The organism is uncultured Polaribacter sp., from assembly GCF_947497695.1.
Taxonomy (GTDB): domain Bacteria; phylum Bacteroidota; class Bacteroidia; order Flavobacteriales; family Flavobacteriaceae; genus Polaribacter.
On the sequence record NZ_CANMHM010000001.1, the window covers coordinates 529,454 to 548,785 of the forward strand.

Here is a 19,332-nt window from a genome sequence, read left to right on the forward strand (position 1 = left end):
ATGATTACTTTTAATTACGAAACAGCTTTTAAATTAGATACAGAAAATTTTTTAGAATATTGGATTGATTCTGTTGTTTGTTCTAAAGGTTTTGAAATTGGCGAAATCAATTATATTTTTTGTGATGATGAATATCTCCACAAATTAAATGTTGAGTTTTTAGATCATGATACTTTAACTGATGTGATTAGTTTTGACTATACATTAGGAAAATTAGTTAGTGGTGATATTTATATTTCTGTTCAAAGAGTAAAAGATAATGCAAAAGATTTCAATTCTTCTTTTACAGACGAATTACACAGGGTTATGATACATGGAGTATTGCATTATTTAGGTCACAAAGATAAATCTAAAGAAGAAAAAGAAAAGATGAGAAGTGCTGAAAATTTAGCATTATCTAAATTAATTATTAGTTAAATAAATATAAAGTTTCACGTGGAACAAATTTAAAATAATGAGTTTATTTTCAACAACATTTGATGTAATTGTAGTAGGAGGAGGTCATGCAGGTAGTGAAGCAGCAGCTGCAGCTGCAAATATGGGTGCACATACTTTATTAATTACAATGAATTTGCAAAATATTGCACAAATGAGTTGCAATCCTGCAATGGGAGGAATTGCAAAAGGACAAATATTAAGAGAGATAGATGCTTTAGGGGGTTATAGTGGTATTGTTACAGACAAGACTGCTATTCAGTTTAAAATGTTGAACAAATCTAAAGGACCTGCAATGTGGAGTCCAAGAGCTCAATCTGATAGAATGCAGTTTGCAGAGTGTTGGAGAACTATGTTAGAGCAAACAGTTAATCTAGATTTTTATCAAGATTCTGTAAATGGATTGTTGTTTGATGAAGATAAAATTATTGGTGTAAAAACTGCCTTAGGTTTAGAGATTAAAGCTAAGACTGTAATTATAACTGCTGGTACTTTTTTAAATGGATTGATTCATATTGGTGATAAAAGTTTTGGTGGAGGTAGAGCAGGTGAAGGTGCTTCTACAGGAATCACAGAAGATTTGGTTGCCAAAGGTTTCGAAGCTGGAAGAATGAAAACAGGAACTCCTCCAAGAGTGGATGGACGTTCTTTAGATTATTCTAAAATGATTGAACAACCTGGTGATGAAATTACAGAAAAGTTTTCTTATTTACCAACAACTAAACCACTTCAAAAACAACGTTCTTGTTGGCTCACTTACACCAATTTAGAAGTGCATGATTTACTAAGAGAAGGTTTTGATAGATCGCCAATGTTTAATGGTAGAATACAATCTACTGGGCCAAGATACTGTCCTTCTATTGAAGATAAGATAGATCGTTTTGCAACCAAAGATAGACATCAAATGTTTATTGAACCAGAAGGTTGGACTACCTGTGAAATGTATGTAAATGGATTTTCTACTTCTTTGCCAGAAGATATTCAAGACAAAGCGATACGTTCTGTAGCTGGTTTTGAAAACGTAAAGTTTTTAAGATACGGGTATGCAATTGAATATGATTTCTTTCAGCCAACTCAATTAAAACACTCTTTAGAAACCAAGTTAATTGATGGTTTGTTTTTTGCAGGTCAAATCAATGGTACAACAGGTTATGAAGAAGCAGCTGCACAAGGTTTAATGGCTGGTGTAAATGCAGCCTTAAAAGTGCAAGGTAAAGAGCCATTTATCTTAAAAAGAAATGAAGCTTATATTGGCGTTTTGGTTGATGATTTAATTACAAAAGGTACAGAAGAACCTTATAGAATGTTTACTTCAAGAGCAGAATATAGAACTTTATTAAGACAAGATAATGCAGATTTAAGATTAACTCCTATTGGTTTTAAGCTTGGCTTGGCTTCTCAAGAAAGATTAGATAGAGTTTTAGAGAAGCAAAGAAAAGCAGATTTGTTAATTGCTTTTCTACAAAAAACAAGTGTAAAGCAAGAAGAGATGAATCCTATTTTAGAAGCTAAAGGATTGGCTTTAATTAATCAATCTATGAAGCTTTATAAAATTGCTGCAAGACCTCAATTAGACTTTTCTGATTTCAAAAATGTCACAAAACTAAATACGTTTTTAGAAGATAATCAAATCGATAAAGAAGTAATTGAACAAGCAGTGATTCATTTAAAATATGCTGGCTATATTGAAAAAGAAAAGAACAATGCTGATAAATTAAATAGACTTGAGAATGTATCTATTCCTTCTAAATTCGATTATCAAAAGGTTAAATCTTTATCTTTTGAAGCAAGGGAAAAGTTGACAAAAATACAACCAACTTCAATTTCTCAAGCAAGTAGAATTAGTGGAGTTTCCCCAAGTGATATTTCTGTTTTATTAGTTTACATGGGTAGATAGTTTTTGATGTTTTATGTTTTGTTCCACGAGGAACAATTGAATATTTTCACTAATTTTTATTGTTTCCTTTTTTAAAATAATCTTAAAAATAACAAAGTGTTCCACGAGGAACAATTCAATTTAAATGAAAAAAGAAATAGATTTTTATCATAATTTAGAACCCTTTTTAAGCTGTAAAGATTATACAGTTTCGAATGAAGATTATAAAGTAATGATCAACAAAGAATATGATATGTTGGTTACAAATCCTATTCCTAAAAATTTAGCAGATTATTACAAAAGCGAAAATTATATTTCTCATACAGATTCTAAAAAATCACTGATTGATAAAATTTATCAATCAGTAAAAAGTATTACTTTAAAAAGAAAATTAAAACTGATTGATTCTTTTGAAACTATTTCAAAAAACATTTTAGATGTTGGAGCAGGAACAGGAGATTTTTTAAAAGTATGTCAAAATAATTCTTGGAAAGTTTTTGGCATCGAACCAAGTTTAGATGCAAGAAATATAGCCAAAGAAAAAGGGGTAATTTTACAAGAAGAATTAAATAACTTTAAGAATATTAAATTTGATGTAATTACTCTTTGGCATGTTTTAGAACATGTAGAAAATTTACAAGAATATATTTCTACGTTAAAAAGTCTACTTAGTGAAAAAGGTAAATTAATTATTGCAGTGCCAAATTATAAAAGTTACGACGCAAATTATTACAAACAGTTTTGGGCTGCTTTTGATGTGCCAAGACATTTATGGCATTTTTCTCAAACATCAATTTCTAAATTATTTTCTGAAGAAAAAATGATTGTTGAAAAAACCATTCCAATGAAATTTGATGCCTATTATGTTGCTCTTTTAAGTGAAAAATATAAAACTAGAAAAATGAATCCTATCAAGGCTTTTTATAGAGGTTTTGTATCAAACTTAAAAGCAAGAAGCAGTTCTGAGTATTCTTCTTTAATTTACGTATTAAAAAAGGACTAAAATCGATTTTAAAACATGTTATTTTTACTTATGGCTATTAAATAGTTAAGTTGTTTACAAAAATTTAAAAAGCTCTTAAAACGTCTGTTTTAAGAGCTTTTTAAATAAATATTCCTTATTATTTATTTTAAATGTATCAATTTTAGCTATTTAATAAATAAACGCCACAAATTGTAATAATAAAATAGACACCTAAAGACATCGCTCCTGCATAATCTTTTGCCAAACGTTGCCCTATAAGCATAAAAATTATTGACATCGCAGAAAGCGTTATTCCTAATAATGCAATTTCTTTTATTGTTGATGTGTATAATTGATACACACCAACCATCATTAAAACACTGGCAACTATTTCTAGTATAAAAAGAATTCCTAATAAAAACGGAACACAACTCTTTAACGGCGAATTCTTAAAATGTATCTTTATATAAGATACACTTCCTTTCCAATCGCTTATTTTTTCATAAGCAGAAATTACATAGGTAACTATTAAAAAAAGTAAAATTAATATTTCTGTAGGGTAGTTAGAGAGTAGTTTCATCTCTTATTTACCAAATAAACGTTGAAAAAAGTTTTTCGACTTTTCTTTAATCTCCTTAATTTCTTCTTTTGCATCTTCAGCAAAATCAGCCAAATGCTCAGCTGCTTCTCCTACCAATTCAGATCCTTTTTCTGTAATGTCTTCTAAAGTTTCTTTCGCATCTTCTGTAAATTCTGCTGCCTTTTCTTTTGCAACTTCTGTATATTCCCCTGCTTTTTGTTTTACTTTTTCAATGTTTTCATCAGAGATTACCTCATTTACTTTTTCTTTAGCATTCTCTAAAACCTCTTTAGCATCGCCTACAAATTCAGCCGCTTTTTCTTTGGCTACATTTGCATACTCATTGGCTTTTTCGGTTACATTATCTAAAGTTTCTTTAGCTTCATTGGCAACAGAATTGGCTGTTTTTTTAAGGTTATTTTCTGGATTTTCATTTTTAATTTCAGACATAATGTATTGGTTTTAAGTTATTTGTGTAAATTTAAATAATTTTTACAAAATAAGTGATTTATAAAGAGCTTTTTATTTTTTTTGGATATTCATTTCATATACATCTATCCATTCTTTAACAGATAATTTTTTACATAATTGCCCAATTAAATCAAAAGGAATTTCTTCTATTTTTTTAAAACGGATGCAACTTTTTCCCATGTCTAATTTACGAGAACAATGTTTTGGATATTCTTTTACAAACCAATTATATATATCTGGAATGGCATAAATGCCCATATGATATAAATTTATAGAATTTTTCTGAGATGCAAAACTCATAAAAGGCAAAGGTTCTTTTGTATTGCAATGATATCCATTTGGGTAAATTGAATGTGGTACATAATAGGCAATCATGTTGTATTGCATACCTTCTTTAAAACCATCTGGTAAGTTTTCTTTAATAGTTTTACGTAGTTTTTCTAAAGCTTCCTTTCGTTCATCTGGAACTTGATGTATATAATCTTCTGGAGAAGAAGCTTTGTATTGCATAATTTTAATAGTAAAACAATTTAGTTTATAAATTAATAAAAATTCCCACACAGTTTGTCATTCTGAAAGAATCTTTTACGGTTTGTTCATTATTATGTGAGACTCTTTACAGGGTGACAAAAGTTATGAAAACCTCGCTTTGATTTTATCTACAATAGTTTGTGCTAATCTCTCTTTACTTTCAACAGTCCAACCAGCAACATGAGGAGATAATAAAACGTTTTCTGCATTGATTAAATATTGAAAAGCTTCTGGTGCTTCGTCATCGCTCAGCATTCCATTTTTTTTGAATAAATTTTCAAAAGAGGTTTTTTCATATTCTAAAACATCCAATCCTGCACCTAAAATTTTACCAGATTTTAATGCAGCAACCAAATCTTTGGTTACAACAGATTTTCCACGAGCAGTATTTATCAACCAAAAAGGCTTTTTAAATCCATTTATAAATTCTGAATTTACCATATTTTGAGTCAATTCAGTTTGAGGTGTATGCAGACTTAAAACATCACTTTTTGCTTGTAATTCTGCCAAAGAAACCTGTTTACAATTTTTATCGCCTACATTTTTTTTGAGATCATAACAAAGTACATCTACATCAAAACCACGTAATTTTTTTGCGAAAGATTTTCCCATGTTTCCATAGCCAATTAAACCAACAGTTCTGCCATCTAATTCAATTCCGCGGTTTTCTTCACGCAACCATTTTCCGTTTCTTACTTCTTTATCAGCCTTATTCAATTTGTTAAATAGCGATAAAAGCATTCCTAAGCTATGTTCTCCAACTGCGTTTCTATTGCCTTCAGGAGCAGCAATTAATGCAATTTGGTTGCTTTCTGCATAATCACAATCAATATTTTCTAAACCAGCACCAACTCTACCAATAAATTTTAGGTTGGTTGCTTTATCTAAGAATTTTTTATCAATAGAAAACCTGCTTCTAATAATAAAACCATCGTATAAATGGATTTTAGCTTCAATTTCTTGCTTTGAAGAAGTATAATCTTCATCATTTGTAAAACCTAAATCGGTTAGTTGGTTTATTAAAATTGAGTGATTTGAATCTAGGTGTAGGATTTTCAAAATTAGATTGTTGGATTTTTAGATGGTTAGATTTTTAGAGTGGAAATAAACTTAGACATCATTTTTATAATTTGGTCTAAAATATTTTGAAGATTTTCTAATTGTTTTTGCTGGATAAAACCTAAATCAAAAGAAATTAAAAGTTGAGTTTCAATTTCATAGGAAGAACCTAGAGAAATAGTAAGAAATCTTGCGAAGTCTTTGTTAGATTTTCTTGATGCACCTTCTGCAATATTAGAAGGAATAGAAACAGAAGCTCTTCTTAGTTGAGAAACTAATCCAAATTTTTCTGAATCAGGAAAACTATTTGTAATCTGATAAATATCCTTACAAAAAGTTCTACTTAACTGCCAAAATTTTAAATCTTTATAGCGATGCATATTTTAGATATTTAGATTTCTGGTATGTTAGATTTTTAGAATATAAAGATTGTATTATTAGAAGTATTAAATAAAAATTTTTTCACAAAGAGAGAAATCTAACAGTCTAAATATCCAAGAATCTATAATTAATACTGCTCCTTTTCATTAGGGAAATCGCCACTTTTTACATCCTCAATATAGCTTTCAAAAGCACCAGTCATATCTTTAAATAAATCTAAATATCTACGTAAAAAACGTGGGTGGAATTCATGTGTCATTCCAATCATATCATGAGTTACTAACACTTGTCCATCAACGCCATTTCCTGCTCCAATACCAATTACAGGAATTGAAATAGCTTCTGCAACTTCTTGGGCTAATTTTGCAGGTACTTTTTCTAAAACAATGGCAAAACATCCTAATCTTTCTAACATCAAAGCATCTTCCATTAATTTTTCTGCTTCTTCTTCTTCTTTTGCTCTAACAGTATAGGTACCAAACTTATAAATAGATTGTGGTGTTAAACCCAAATGACCCATAACAGGAATTCCTGCATTTAAAATTCTTTTTATAGATTCCTTTATTTCTTTACCACCTTCTAATTTTATAGAATGCCCACCAGATTCTTTCATAATTCTAATGGCAGAACGCAACGCTTCTTTTGGGTCTGATTGATAACTACCAAAAGGTAAATCTACCACCACCAAACACCTGTCTATTGCTCTAACTACAGAACTTGCATGGTAAATCATTTGATCTAGTGTAATTGGCAACGTAGTTTCATGACCCGCCATAACATTAGAGGCAGAATCGCCTACTAAAAGTACATCAATACCAGCACCGTCTAAAATTTTTGCCATGGTAAAATCATAGGCAGTTAACATAGAGATTTTTTCTCCATTTTTTTTCATATCTACCAAAGATTTTACGGTAACTTTTTTATATGCTTTCTTTACTACTGACATACTTTTTTGTTTTTTTAGCGATGTAAATGTAAGGAAAAGCTACCACTATTAAAAAGTTAATAATTTAGAGTACTTTAAACGTTCTGCTATTTATTTAGGTGTTATTTGAAACAAAGAAATTTGAACTTATTAAAAATTAAAAAATAGCATTATATTTGGTTTTTATTTTTTTGATTTATGGCAGAAGAGCAAATTGTATTAAATACCGATAAATGGATAGATAATTATGCAGATTATATGTTTAATTATGCTGTTGTGCGTGTAAACAATAGTGATTTAGCCAAAGATTTAGTACAAGATACTTTTTTTGCAGGTTTAAAATCGGCAAAAAACTTTCAAGGAAAATCTACCGAAAGAACTTGGTTAATTTCTATTTTAAAAAGAAAAATTATTGATCATTATAGAAAAATAAATTCTATTAAAGGACAGGCTGAAGTTAGAATGAATTTTTATAATGATGGAGAAAATGAAGGAAATTGGTTGGAAGAAAGAGTACCACAAAGTTGGGACAATCAATCTGAAAAAGCCATTGAAAATGAAGAATTAAAAAGCCAGATAGAAACTTGTATAGATGCTTTGCCAGAAAAATATGCAATGGTTTTTAGAATGAAAACAATTCAAGAATTTGAAACTGAAGAAATTTGTAAGGAATTAGATATTACATCGTCTAATTTATGGGTTATTATTCATAGAGCTAGAACACAACTTAGAAAATGTATGGAAGATAACTGGTTTAATATTTAAAAGATGTTTAAAAATTTAAAAATTACTTGTGATCAGGCTACTACTATATGTGATAAAAATCAATATGGTGAGGCAACTATAGCAGATAAATTGAAGTTAATGCTTCATTTTTTAAGCTGTAAAATTTGTTCATTATACACAAAACAGAACAACACACTAACAAAGATTTATAAAAGCCATTCTAAGAGTTGCAAAAAATCTATACCTTGCTTAAGTGAAGAAGAAAAAATGGCATTTAAAATAAGTTTACAAGAAAAGAAAGGATAAAATATTTTCGTGATTTTTAGAAAATCACAATTTTTGATTTTTTGTTAGATTGAAACGGGATTTATAGCAATATAGATTCCGTTTTTTTACACAGTTTTGTCATTGTGAGAAACAAAGCAATCTCTATTTTTTTATCTAGATAAATTTGTTGTTTTGACGTAGGATAAATTACCAAAAGCTGCTCATTTTTGTGGTCTCACTATCATGTGACTTCTCATTATATTCCAAGTGACAAAGTTATTTAACGGATACTTTTGTAATTTTAAATAGAAAGTTGTCGATACAAAATTTCTGAAAAATAAATCTTATTCAAACTGACAGCAAAGTATTATTAGTTTCTTATTCCATAATTTTACACTGAGTGATTTTGCATTTTCGCAAAATTGTATCGAGATGTTTTTTGTACTTTTGATGAACTCACTGTAAGGTTTTAAAAAACTTTTAGGCATAAATATTAATACAATTAAACATGCATTTTTTACCAGAAAATATAGATAGTTACGTTGTAGCACATTCACAACAAGAACCTAAAATTTTACAAGAATTAACCAAGGAAACTTGGCAAAAAGTACTAAACCCAAGAATGTTGAGTGGTGCTTTTCAGGGAAGGTTATTGTCTATGCTGTCAAAACTTATTCAGCCAAAAAATAGTTTAGAAATAGGCACTTATACAGGGTATTCTGCATTGTGTTTAGCAGAAGGTTTATCATCCGAAGGAAAAATTTTTACGATTGATAAAAACGAAGAATTAGAAACTTTACAGAACAAGTATTTCGAAAAATCTGGTTATAGAAATCAAATTAAACAGTTTGTTGGTAATGCTATAGAAATTATTCCTACAATTGATGAAAAGTTCGATTTGGTTTTTATTGATGCAGACAAATCGAATTACATCAATTACTTTCATTTGATTATTGATAAAATGAATTCTGGAGGCATTATTTTGTCTGATAATGTGCTTTGGAGTGGGAAAGTAGTAGAAAAATTAGACCCAAAAGATAAAGATACTAAGGTTCTTTTAGAGTATAACAAGTTGTTAAATGAAGACGCTAGAATTGAAACTGTTTTATTGCCAATTAGAGATGGATTGACTTTAAGTAGAGTAAAATAAACGTTATTTTTATTCATAAAATAGTGACATTTAAACTTATCATTTAGAGGTTAAACATTCCGTTAAAGATTCTTTCAGAATGACAAAACTGTGAGGAAATTCTGTGATAAAATAGCTTACAAAAATTTAAAACAATTAATATGCGTAAAATTTGTCACGCTGAAAGCGTCTCAAATCAGTTTTAACAAATTGTTGTAAGAGATTCTTTTAAATTGACAAAACTGTGTCAAAATTGCTGAATAATTGTAAAGTAAATAGAAAAATATAACTTAAAAAGAAGAAAGACTTACATACTACGTTTTATAGGCCCTGTAAGATCATCAATATCATCTTTAACACTAGAAATTTGTTTATTGATATCTTTGGCAATATCAGTGTCTATATTGTGTTTTTCAGAACTATCTTTTATCTCTTTTTTAATATCATTGGTAGCGTCTTTAACCTGACGCATTCCTTTGCCCAAACCTCTGGCTATTTCAGGAATTTTATCGGCACCAAAAAGCATGACCACAATTAACATGACCACCATAATTTCTGGACCACTAATAAATAAAAGAATCGAATTCATATTGCAAATATAATCACTTTTTAATCAATATTCATTTAATTTTACAAAGCCTTAAAATTTAACTTTGCTTGTCTATCATACATAATAATACTCCCTGCTACAGCAACATTTAAACTTAATTCTGATTTGAATTTTACCAAATAATGCGATTTTTCAATAGCAACATTTAGTAATCCATGATCTTCTGCACCTAACAAATAAACACAACGTTTTGGATGTGTAAAAGTTTCTAATTGAACGGCTTTTTCATGTAATTCTACACCAATTAACATTGCACCTTTGGGTAAGTTGTTAAAGAAATCATCAAAATTTTTATAATGAAAGTAGGGCATTGCACCAATTGCTTTATGAGTATCACAAGCTTGTTTAGCATAACGATTGCCAATGGTAAAAATAAAACTAGCCCCCATGTTTTGGGCAGAACGCCAAAGGACACCTAAATTTTCTGGAGTTTTACCATTCTGAATTCCGATTCCGAAAAAACCTTGTTCTAAATTGTTTACCATTGTTTTTAATTTCTGTAAATCAGTACTTTGTGTTTGTTCTTCAAAAAAAGATCATTTTTATGTACTACCAAAAATAAATCTTCGAAAAGCTTAGATTGACATTTGTATATGAAATTGATTGCAGTTAAGAGTTTTAAAAATTTCTTATTTCTTAATCAACATTCTTTTAATCTCATTCAATTTCATTAAAGCTTCAATAGGTGTTAACGTATCAATATTTGTGGCTAAAATTTCTTCTTTAATGTTTTCTAATAACGGATCATCTAACTGAAAAAAGCTCAGTTGCATTTCTTCTTCTTGCGTTTGTTTTAGAACATCTTTAACTTCAGCATTTTTATTGTTTTTTTCTAATTGAGCTAATATTTTATTTGCCCTATGAATCACCATATTTGGCATTCCAGCCAATTTAGCTACATGAATACCAAAACTGTGATTAGAACCACCAGAAACCAATTTACGTAAGAAAATAATGGTGTTTTCTAATTCTTTTACAGACACATTAAAGTTTTTAATACGTTTAAAAGTAGTGGTCATTTCATTGAGTTCATGATAATGGGTTGCAAATAATGTTTTTGCTTTGGATGGATGTTCGTGCAAAAACTCAGAAATTGCCCAAGCAATTGAAATACCATCATAAGTAGAGGTTCCTCTACCAATTTCATCTAACAAAATTAAACTACGCTCAGAAACGTTATTTAAGATAGAAGCTGTTTCATTCATTTCTACCATAAAAGTAGATTCGCCCATAGAAATATTATCACTTGCTCCAACTCTGGTAAAAATCTTGTCTACAATACCAATTTTTGCATTTTGAGCAGGGACATAACTACCCATTTGTGCCAATAAAACAATGAGTGCAGTTTGACGCAAAATAGCCGATTTACCAGACATATTGGGCCCAGTAATCATAATAATTTGTTGCTGATTTCTGTTTAAAACAACATCATTTGCAATATAGGTTTGATCTATTGGTAACTGCTTTTCTATAACAGGATGTCTTCCATTTTTAATGTCTAAATCTGTGCTTTCATCCATAATCGGACGTACATAATTGTTATCAATGGCTAAAACAGAAAAAGAGAGTAAACAGTCAATTTTTGCAATAATTTGCGCATTTTCTTGCACAATTTGAACAAACTGAATGATATACTGTAACAATTTAGAAAAAATTTCTTGCTCTAATTTGGCAATTTTTTCTTCTGCACCTAAAATTTTAGTTTCGTATTCTTTAAGTTCTTCAGTAATATAACGTTCTGCATTAACTAAGGTTTGTTTTCTGATCCATTCTTCAGGAACTTTGTCTTTATGCGTATTTCTAACTTCTATATAATACCCAAAAACGTTGTTAAAAGCTATTTTTAAACTGCTAATTCCTGTGCGTTGTGTTTCACGCTTTAGCATATTGTCTAAATACTCTTTTCCAGAGTTAGAAATGGCACGCAAATCATCTAATTCTTGATGAACTCCAGTTGCAATTGCATTTCCTTTACTGATGTTTACAGGAGCATCATCAAACAGCGTTTTATTAATTTTTTCAATTAAATCGTTACAAGTATGAAGTTGATTTCCGAGTTGTTTTACTGATTTATTTTTACTTTTTTCTGATGCTTCTTTTATGGGTAAAATTGCTTTTAGAGAATCTTTTAACAATACAATTTCTCTTGGAGATGCTTTACCTGTGGCTACTTTAGAAATCAATCTTTCTAAATCAGATATTTGTTTTAATTGATAGGTAACTGTCTGAGAAAAATTATCAGAATCTATAAAAAACTTTACCAATTCATGACGATTTTTAATTTCGTCTATATTTTTTAAAGGCAATGCCAACCAACGTTTTAACAATCTTCCTCCCATTGGAGAAATGGTTTTATCAACAACATCTAAAAGTGTCACTGCATTTACAGAATTGGGATTGTACAATTCTAAATTACGAACAGTAAAACGGTCCATCCAAACATAATTATCTTCTGCAATTCTGCTAATGTGCTGAATGTGTTTTAGTTGATTGTGTTGTGTTTCTGATAAATAATACAATACTGCACCAGCAGCAATAATTCCGTTTTTAACATCCTCTATTCCAAAACCTTTTAGGCTTTTTACTTCAAAATGATTTTGTAACGTTTCGTTAGCATATTCCTTTTGAAAAACCCAATCATCTAAATAAAAAGTATAATATCTGTTTTCAAAAAGCTCTAAAAATTGTTGTTTGTTTTGTTTTTGAACCAAGACTTCACTTGGAGAGAAATTTTGTAACAATTTATCAATATATTCTGCAGTTCCTTGAGCCACTAGATACTCACCTGTAGAAACATCTAAAAATGAAATACCCAGTTGTTTATTTTTTGCTGAGCTAGAAGAATTATGAAAGTGAACAGCAGCTAAAAAGTTATTGGTTTTGCTTTGTAAAACTTCATCATTTAAAGAAACTCCAGGTGTAACCAATTCTGTAACACCACGTTTTACAATGGTTTTGGTCATTTTTGGATCTTCTAACTGATCACAAATGGCAACACGCATTCCTGCTTTTACTAATTTTGGCAAATAGGTGTTTAAAGAATGATGAGGAAAACCAGCCAAAGCAGTTTCTGAATCTGAGCCAGCACCACGTTTTGTAAGTGTAATACCTAAAACCTTGGCAGCTTTTACTGCATCTTCACCAAATGTTTCATAGAAATCTCCTACTCTAAAAAGCAACATTGCATCAGGATATTTGTTCTTGATGGCATTGTATTGTTTCATTAAAGGAGTTACCTTTTTTACTTTTGGTTTTGCCAATGTTTTTGGAAATTTTCAGTTAGTTTTGCGAAGATAGAAAAAAGTCTTTAGCCTTTAGCTCTTAGCCATTAGTTTTCATAGTAAACTAACTAAAAGTAAAAAGCAATAAGCCAAAAGCTTTAAACATGCGTAAATTAAAAAATAATGAATTAGGTAGAATTTCTGTTGATGAATTTAAATCCATAGAAAAAACACCCATAATTGTAGTTTTAGACAATATTAGAAGTTTAAACAATATTGGTTCTGTGTTTAGAACCAGTGATGCTTTTTTGATTGAAAAAATTTATTTGTGTGGCATTTGTGCAACGCCACCAAATAAAGATATTCATAAAACTGCTTTGGGTGCAACAGAATCTGTAAATTGGGAATATGTTGAAAATACTTTGACGTTAATTGAAAAACTAAAAAGAGAAAATGTAAAAGTTTTGGCGATTGAACAAGCAGAAAATAGCACAAAATTAGATGCTTTTTATCCGACGAAAGGAGAAAAATATGCTGTAGTGATGGGTAATGAAGTTAAAGGTGTACAACAAGAAGTTGTAGATGCTTCTGATTTATGTATTGAAATTCCACAATTAGGTACAAAACACTCTTTAAATATTTCTGTAACTACAGGTGTTGTTATTTGGGATTTGTTTGTGAAGTTAAAAGCATAAAGACCTAGTAAAGATAAAAGTATCAAAAAAATGAGTGCAGTATTTTAGCCCCCACTAACAGGTGGAATTACAGCAACAACATCTGCTTCTTTTAAAACTACATCATCTGTTGCATAACTTTCATTGACTGCAATAGCATAAGAATTAATGTTTTTTAATTGCGGATATTCTTTTGATAGCAAATTTTTAAAATCTACAAGAGTAGAAGCTTCTGAAAGAACTAAATCTAAGGTTGATGTATTTACCAAATCTGTTGTAATCCCAAAAAATAAAACTTTAATTTTCATTTTTCAAAAATAAGGTTTTTTATATCAAAAGAATCAATTTTAAGAGTGTGCTTTCATCAGAATAACAATTATTAATGAAGCTTAAAAGAGCATTTTTCAATTAATTAAATAAACTTAATCTAAATAGTAAACCATCGTTTTTAATTCCTGCATGAAATGATTTTACATAATCTATTCTTAAAAAACGCCATTTACCAAAACCCATGTTAGCTAAACCCATAGCATATTCTGTGTATGAATTTTTGCCTGCCATAAATAGCGTTTTTGCACCACCAACTAAATGGAGATTTAACTTATTTAATAACGGAACCAGATCTAAAATAGTTCCTTTAAAATTATGCTCAATATGAGCTTCTGCATATTTATCATTTGTAAAAAATTTGTAATATTCTAACAAACCAAAACTATTTAATTGATTGTCTGTTAAAAAAGTTAATTCATTTCCAATAACTTGTAAATTATCCATAAAAGCAATGTTTTTCTTTTTCAAAAAAACACCTCCTCTAATATTGTACTTTAAATCGCCATAATTACCAGCAGATACTTTTTGTTTTATATTGGCTACAAATAAATCTGAATTTAGATTTGTATTAGAAGCACCAAAAGTCTTTTTATAATTTACATAAATAGTAGGGTATTTATCATTACCAATATTTTCTTTTTTATTAGGATAAGATAAATATTTTTGATTGATTATAAAAGTTGCACCTACGTTTAAAGTGGCTATTTTATGTGCTGTAAAACCTGCTGGGTTTTCTGGATTATTAGGTGTATAAGGATCGTTTTTACTTTGCCTTGCAAAAGAAAAATTAGTAGTATTAAATAACGGTTTTCTATTGGCATATTCTAAAGAAGAAGAAAAATAAACACCATTTTTAACTTCTTCTGAATAACTAATTTTGGCAAATTCTTTTTCATAAATTTTTAAATGATTTTCTCTTAATAGTAAGGCACGAATCATATTGTTCATTTTAGAAATTGGCTCTCTTTCATTAAATTGTGCAGTTGTAACTCCAGCAGAAATTGTATATTCTGGTTTAGAAATGTCATTCTTTTTTTTACTAAAAAATAAAGTGGGTCTTACACGTTTATCAGCAAAACCATAATTAGCTTTTACACCAGCTTTCCACCATTTACCTTTATCATTTACCTTTTTTGAGTAATTAAAACCTAAAGAAGTATTAAAACCTTGTACTGTATTAAACCCAAAATCTTCTAATAACCCATTATAAGAAACAGCCCATTTTTTGTACGAATTTTTGTATTTGTAACCAGCTATTGAAGAAATTAAACGAAATCTATTTTGCTTATCGTTTATAGAATCTAAATATTTTTTAGAGTTTTTAATAAGTTTTATACTGTCTTTTATTTTGTAATCCTTTATTTCTTCTATTGTTAATGGTACAGGTCTTAAATTATTCCAATAAAGAGCTTTTTTATTAGTTGCATCTTTTTCAAAAGAAAGTACTTCATTTGTAAATGTACTTTTAGAAAAATGATATTCAGAATAGGCAGATGAAAAGCGTCCATCAAACTTAAAACCCAAGGCATCTACTTTAAAATCTATATTTTGACTTATTAAAACCCAAGCATTATTTTCTGATGAGTAATTATAGTTTTGTTTCAAATTTAAAACCTTTAAAATAGGCTTATTTATTTGTGCACCTGTAACAAAAAAATCGACTCCATACAAAGCCCAATCATCTTCAACAATATAAATAGAACCACTAAAAACTTTATCATTTTTACGTTTAGGTAGTACTTTTATTTTGTTGATGAGTTTTCCGTTTTCACTATAAAAAGTTCCTTCTAATTGATAGGAGTAATAGCTAAAGGCATTTGTAGATAGAGGAGAAATCAAATCATTTCCAAGTGTTACATTATTGTCATAAAAGTTAATGTTTGCATCTTTTGCTCTGTTAAAACTAATGCCATTATCCTTACCAGAAACCTTAGAAGCAATAATTTTTTCTTGAAATTGTCTTGGTTTTTTTTGAAATTTAATTTCAGAAATAGTTTCCGATAAATAAATAATTCCACTTCTTGTAGTGTCTAAACCTCCTCCAAAATCTCCCAATGTTTTTCCGATAAACTTTTTTGGAGCATTTTTTATTTTATACAAACCTTTAGCGTAAAATTTAGCAGTGTAATTTGCAAATTTGTCTGTGTTTTTTTCTTTGTGTGCAATTACATTTTTAATAATTTTGTGTGCAAAATTGTCTTTTGTAGAAATTAATACTTCGTTTAATTGTATACTTTCTTCTGTCAATTTTACATTCAATTCAAAAGGAAAAGAAGTAATATTTACTTCTTTTTTTAAGGTTTTATAGCCTAAAAACTGATAAATAAGCGTGTAATTTCCTGTTTTATTAATTTTCAAAACATAATCACCATTGTTGTTAGAGGTAGTGCCAGTAACACTATCATTTAAATATATACTAACAAAAGACAAAGGTGTGTTTTTAGAATCCGTTATTTTACCTTTTACTTGCCCAATAATTATGGGAGGTATAAATAGTAAAAGTAAAAAAAGAATTTTTTTCATAAATAAGGTTTGCTAGCTGCAAAATTATAATTTCTATTTTAGGTAAATCTTTAAAATTTGTTAAACAAATAATGTTAATTTTTAATCATTAAAGTTCAATGTTTAATTTATAATGATTGTTTAGTACATTTATAAAAATATTCAGAACTTTAAGTTCCTAAAAACCAAAATATTTCAGTTACACTTTCATTGAAAAGTCTATATTTGTAAGCTAAAAATTTAGCAAACTACCATTTATGAGTGATTCTAAAAAAAGACACGAAGCTTTACTTTATCATGCAAAACCAAAACCAGGTAAAATTGAGGTTATTCCTACAAAAAAATATGCTACACAACACGATTTAGCATTAGCATATTCACCAGGAGTTGCAGAGCCTTGTTTAGAAATAGCAAAAGATAAAAATAATGTATATAAATATACTGCAAAAGGAAACTTAGTTGCTGTAATTTCTGATGGAAGTGCCGTTTTAGGTTTGGGAGATATTGGTCCTAATGCCTCTAAACCAGTAATGGAAGGAAAAGGATTGCTGTTTAAAATATTTGCAGATATTGATGTTTTTGATATTGAAGTAGATGCTACTGATGTAGAACATTTTATATCTACAGTAAAAGCAATTGCCCCTACTTTTGGTGGAATTAATTTAGAAGATATTAAAGCTCCTGAAGCTTTTGAAATTGAAAGGCGATTAAAAGCAGAGTTAGACATTCCTGTAATGCATGATGACCAACATGGAACTGCAATTATTTCTGCAGCAGCATTAAAAAATGCTATTGATATTACAAATAAAGATTTTAGCAAAATACAAATAGTAGTTAATGGAGCAGGAGCAGCTGCAATTTCTTGTACGCGTTTATACTTAAAGTTAGGTGTAAAAAGAGAAAATGTTGTGATGTGTGATAGCAAAGGTGTTATTAGAAAAGATAGAGGAAACCTTAGTTCACAAAAAGCAGAGTTTGCAACCGATAAAGATTTAAATACTTTAGAAGAAGCAATGCACAATGCAGATGTTTTTATAGGCTTGTCTAAAGGAGATGTTGTTACGCCAGAAATGTTAGTTTCTATGGCTAAAGACCCTATTGTTTTTGCAATGGCAAACCCTGTTCCAGAAATTAATTACGATTTAGCAATTGCCACCAGAAAAGATATTATTATGGCAACTGGTAGATCAGATCATCCTAACCAAGTAAATAATGTACTTGGTTTTCCGTTTATTTTTAGAGGAGCTTTAGATGTTAGAGCCACCATAATTAATGAGGAAATGAAAATGGCAGCAGTTTTAGCTTTAGCAGATTTAGCTAAAAAATCTGTACCAGAACAAGTAAATATTGTTTATGATGAAGTAAGTTTAGCGTATGGAAAAGAATATATAATTCCCAAACCATTTGATCCTCGTTTAATTTATGAAATTCCACCAGCAATTGCAAAAGCTGCTATGGATTCTGGTGTTGCTCTACAACCCATAAAAGATTGGGAAGTGTATAGAGAAGAGTTAATGGCACGTTCTGGTTCTGGTAGTAAAGAAATTAGGTTGTTACATAACAGAGCAAAAAGCAACAGAAAACGTATTGTTTTTGCTGAAGCAGATCATTTAGATGTACTAAAAGCTGCACAAAGAGTTCAAGAAGATAGCATAGCAAATGTTATTTTGTTAGGTAGAAAAGAAGTTATTTTAGCTTTAAAAGAAGAAATTGGTTTTACAGCAGAGGTACCAATTATAGATCCAAAGACAGATCAAGAAACAGCACGTAGAGAACGTTTTGGAGCTAGTTATTGGAAAAATAGACAACGAAAAGGACGTACTTTATCTGAAGCAACAAAATTAATGCGAGAACGTAATTATTTTGCAGCTATGATGATTAATGAAGGGGAAGCAGATGCTTTAATTACAGGGTATTCTAGACCTTACCCAACAGTTGTTAAACCTATTTTAGAACTGATAGAAAAAGACAAAGGAATTACCAAGATTGCAGCCTGTAATTTAATGCTCACAAAACAAGGGCCTTTATTTTTAGCAGATACAACGATTAATATAAATCCTTCTGCAAAAGATTTGGTAAAAATTGCTCAAATGACTGCAAATTTTGTAAAAATGTTTGGTATGAAACCAAATATGGCAATGGTTTCCTTTTCTAATTTCGGATCTTCAAATGCAGAAACTTCTAAAAAAATTAGTGAAGCTGTTTCTTATTTACACCGTCATTTTCCAGATACAGTTGTAGATGGAGAAATTCAAGCAGATTTTGCTTTAAACCCAGAATTGTTAGCCAAAGAATTTCCTTTTTCTAAATTAAATGGTAAAAAAGTAAATGTTTTAATTTTTCCTAACTTAGAATCTGCAAATATTACTTACAAATTATTAAAAGAATTAAACCAAGCAGAATCTATTGGTCCAGTAATTTTAGGACTCAGTCAGCCTGTACATATTTTACAATTAGGTGCAAGTGTAGATGAAATGGTAAATATGGCTGCTTTAGCTGCTGTAGATGCTCAAGAAAAAGAAAAAAGAGAGAAAAATAAATAACAATTTTAAGTAGTAAAACAGAATTTCATAAGGGGTTATAAATTTATGAAAGTCTGTTTTTATTTTTCTGATATTTGCTCTATTCTGTTAATAAAAATTGATAGTACA

General features: G+C 29.4%; 19 protein-coding genes. 8 read left to right on the forward strand and 11 right to left on the reverse strand.

Annotation, left to right across the window (positions count from 1 at the left end):
* From ybeY to Q0731_RS02360, 3 genes are all read left to right on the forward strand, one after another.
* The gene (ybeY, locus tag Q0731_RS02350) at nt 1-417 is read left to right on the forward strand and encodes an rRNA maturation RNase YbeY (protein WP_299059285.1); all 417 of its coding nucleotides are present in this window, start codon (nt 1-3) and stop codon (nt 415-417) included.
* A 37-nt stretch (nt 418-454) separates the two neighbouring features.
* Nucleotides 455-2,332 (forward strand): tRNA uridine-5-carboxymethylaminomethyl(34) synthesis enzyme MnmG, encoded by a 1,878-nt coding sequence (gene mnmG, locus Q0731_RS02355; RefSeq protein WP_299059288.1) that lies wholly within the window; start codon nt 455-457, stop codon nt 2,330-2,332.
* 124 nt (nt 2,333-2,456) lie between these two features.
* Nucleotides 2,457-3,314 carry a class I SAM-dependent methyltransferase gene (locus Q0731_RS02360; protein ID WP_299059291.1) on the forward strand — a complete coding sequence of 286 codons (858 nt, stop codon included), beginning with the start codon at nt 2,457-2,459 and terminating at the stop codon, nt 3,312-3,314.
* A 142-nt stretch (nt 3,315-3,456) separates the two neighbouring features.
* Here the strand turns inward: Q0731_RS02360 and Q0731_RS02365 are convergent, their stop codons facing one another.
* The 6 genes from Q0731_RS02365 to panB form a co-directional block, all read right to left on the reverse strand.
* Nucleotides 3,457-3,855 (reverse strand): DoxX family protein, encoded by a 399-nt coding sequence (locus Q0731_RS02365; RefSeq protein WP_299059294.1) that lies wholly within the window; start codon nt 3,853-3,855, stop codon nt 3,457-3,459.
* A gap of 3 nt (nt 3,856-3,858) precedes the next feature.
* Nucleotides 3,859-4,305 carry a hypothetical protein gene (locus Q0731_RS02370; protein ID WP_299059297.1) on the reverse strand — a complete coding sequence of 149 codons (447 nt, stop codon included), beginning with the start codon at nt 4,303-4,305 and terminating at the stop codon, nt 3,859-3,861.
* Between the two features lie 72 nt (nt 4,306-4,377).
* Nucleotides 4,378-4,836 carry a DUF1801 domain-containing protein gene (locus Q0731_RS02375; protein WP_299059301.1) on the reverse strand — a complete coding sequence of 153 codons (459 nt, stop codon included), beginning with the start codon at nt 4,834-4,836 and terminating at the stop codon, nt 4,378-4,380.
* Between the two features lie 123 nt (nt 4,837-4,959).
* Nucleotides 4,960-5,916, reverse strand: a complete 957-nt coding sequence (locus Q0731_RS02380) for a 2-hydroxyacid dehydrogenase (protein ID WP_299059304.1) — start codon at nt 5,914-5,916, stop codon at nt 4,960-4,962.
* Between the two features lie 26 nt (nt 5,917-5,942).
* Nucleotides 5,943-6,296 carry a four helix bundle protein gene (locus Q0731_RS02385; protein WP_299059307.1) on the reverse strand — a complete coding sequence of 118 codons (354 nt, stop codon included), beginning with the start codon at nt 6,294-6,296 and terminating at the stop codon, nt 5,943-5,945.
* A gap of 128 nt (nt 6,297-6,424) precedes the next feature.
* Nucleotides 6,425-7,243, reverse strand: coding sequence for a 3-methyl-2-oxobutanoate hydroxymethyltransferase (gene panB, locus Q0731_RS02390; RefSeq protein ID WP_299059310.1), 819 nt, complete (start codon nt 7,241-7,243; stop codon nt 6,425-6,427).
* A 177-nt stretch (nt 7,244-7,420) separates the two neighbouring features.
* On the opposite strand from panB, the gene Q0731_RS02395 reads away from it, so the two are divergent.
* From Q0731_RS02395 to Q0731_RS02405, 3 genes are all read left to right on the forward strand, one after another.
* Nucleotides 7,421-7,987, forward strand: a complete 567-nt coding sequence (locus Q0731_RS02395; RefSeq protein ID WP_299059311.1) for a sigma-70 family RNA polymerase sigma factor — start codon at nt 7,421-7,423, stop codon at nt 7,985-7,987.
* A 3-nt stretch (nt 7,988-7,990) separates the two neighbouring features.
* Nucleotides 7,991-8,254, forward strand: a complete 264-nt coding sequence (locus Q0731_RS02400; protein ID WP_299059314.1) for a hypothetical protein — start codon at nt 7,991-7,993, stop codon at nt 8,252-8,254.
* Nucleotides 8,255-8,723: 469 nt separating this feature from the next.
* Entirely contained in the window at nt 8,724-9,365 is a 642-nt protein-coding gene (locus Q0731_RS02405; protein WP_299059317.1) for an O-methyltransferase, read from the forward strand.
* A 286-nt stretch (nt 9,366-9,651) separates the two neighbouring features.
* On the opposite strand, the gene Q0731_RS02410 is transcribed toward Q0731_RS02405, so the two are convergent.
* The 3 genes from Q0731_RS02410 to mutS form a co-directional block, all read right to left on the reverse strand.
* Complete coding sequence (locus Q0731_RS02410) at nt 9,652-9,933, reverse strand: twin-arginine translocase TatA/TatE family subunit (protein WP_299059320.1); 282 nt, start codon at nt 9,931-9,933, stop codon at nt 9,652-9,654.
* A 41-nt stretch (nt 9,934-9,974) separates the two neighbouring features.
* Entirely contained in the window at nt 9,975-10,439 is a 465-nt protein-coding gene (locus tag Q0731_RS02415) for an RNA methyltransferase (protein WP_299059322.1), read from the reverse strand.
* A gap of 144 nt (nt 10,440-10,583) precedes the next feature.
* Nucleotides 10,584-13,214 carry a DNA mismatch repair protein MutS gene (gene mutS / locus Q0731_RS02420; RefSeq protein ID WP_299059325.1) on the reverse strand — a complete coding sequence of 877 codons (2,631 nt, stop codon included), beginning with the start codon at nt 13,212-13,214 and terminating at the stop codon, nt 10,584-10,586.
* Nucleotides 13,215-13,339: 125 nt separating this feature from the next.
* Here mutS and Q0731_RS02425 point away from each other — a divergent pair, with 125 nt between their 5' ends.
* Nucleotides 13,340-13,870 (forward strand): RNA methyltransferase, encoded by a 531-nt coding sequence (locus Q0731_RS02425; RefSeq protein WP_299059328.1) that lies wholly within the window; start codon nt 13,340-13,342, stop codon nt 13,868-13,870.
* A 44-nt stretch (nt 13,871-13,914) separates the two neighbouring features.
* Here Q0731_RS02425 and Q0731_RS02430 read toward each other — a convergent pair whose 3' ends face one another.
* Together Q0731_RS02430 and Q0731_RS02435 are read right to left on the reverse strand one after the other, a co-directional pair.
* Nucleotides 13,915-14,157 (reverse strand): MoaD/ThiS family protein, encoded by a 243-nt coding sequence (locus tag Q0731_RS02430; RefSeq protein WP_299059331.1) that lies wholly within the window; start codon nt 14,155-14,157, stop codon nt 13,915-13,917.
* A 100-nt stretch (nt 14,158-14,257) separates the two neighbouring features.
* On the reverse strand, nt 14,258-16,702 hold the full coding sequence (locus tag Q0731_RS02435; RefSeq protein WP_299059334.1) for a DUF5686 and carboxypeptidase regulatory-like domain-containing protein: 2,445 nt from the start codon (nt 16,700-16,702) through the stop codon (nt 14,258-14,260).
* A gap of 236 nt (nt 16,703-16,938) precedes the next feature.
* Here Q0731_RS02435 and Q0731_RS02440 point away from each other — a divergent pair, with 236 nt between their 5' ends.
* Nucleotides 16,939-19,224, forward strand: coding sequence for an NADP-dependent malic enzyme (locus Q0731_RS02440; RefSeq protein WP_299059336.1), 2,286 nt, complete (start codon nt 16,939-16,941; stop codon nt 19,222-19,224).
* Nucleotides 19,225-19,332: the final 108 nt, after the last annotated feature.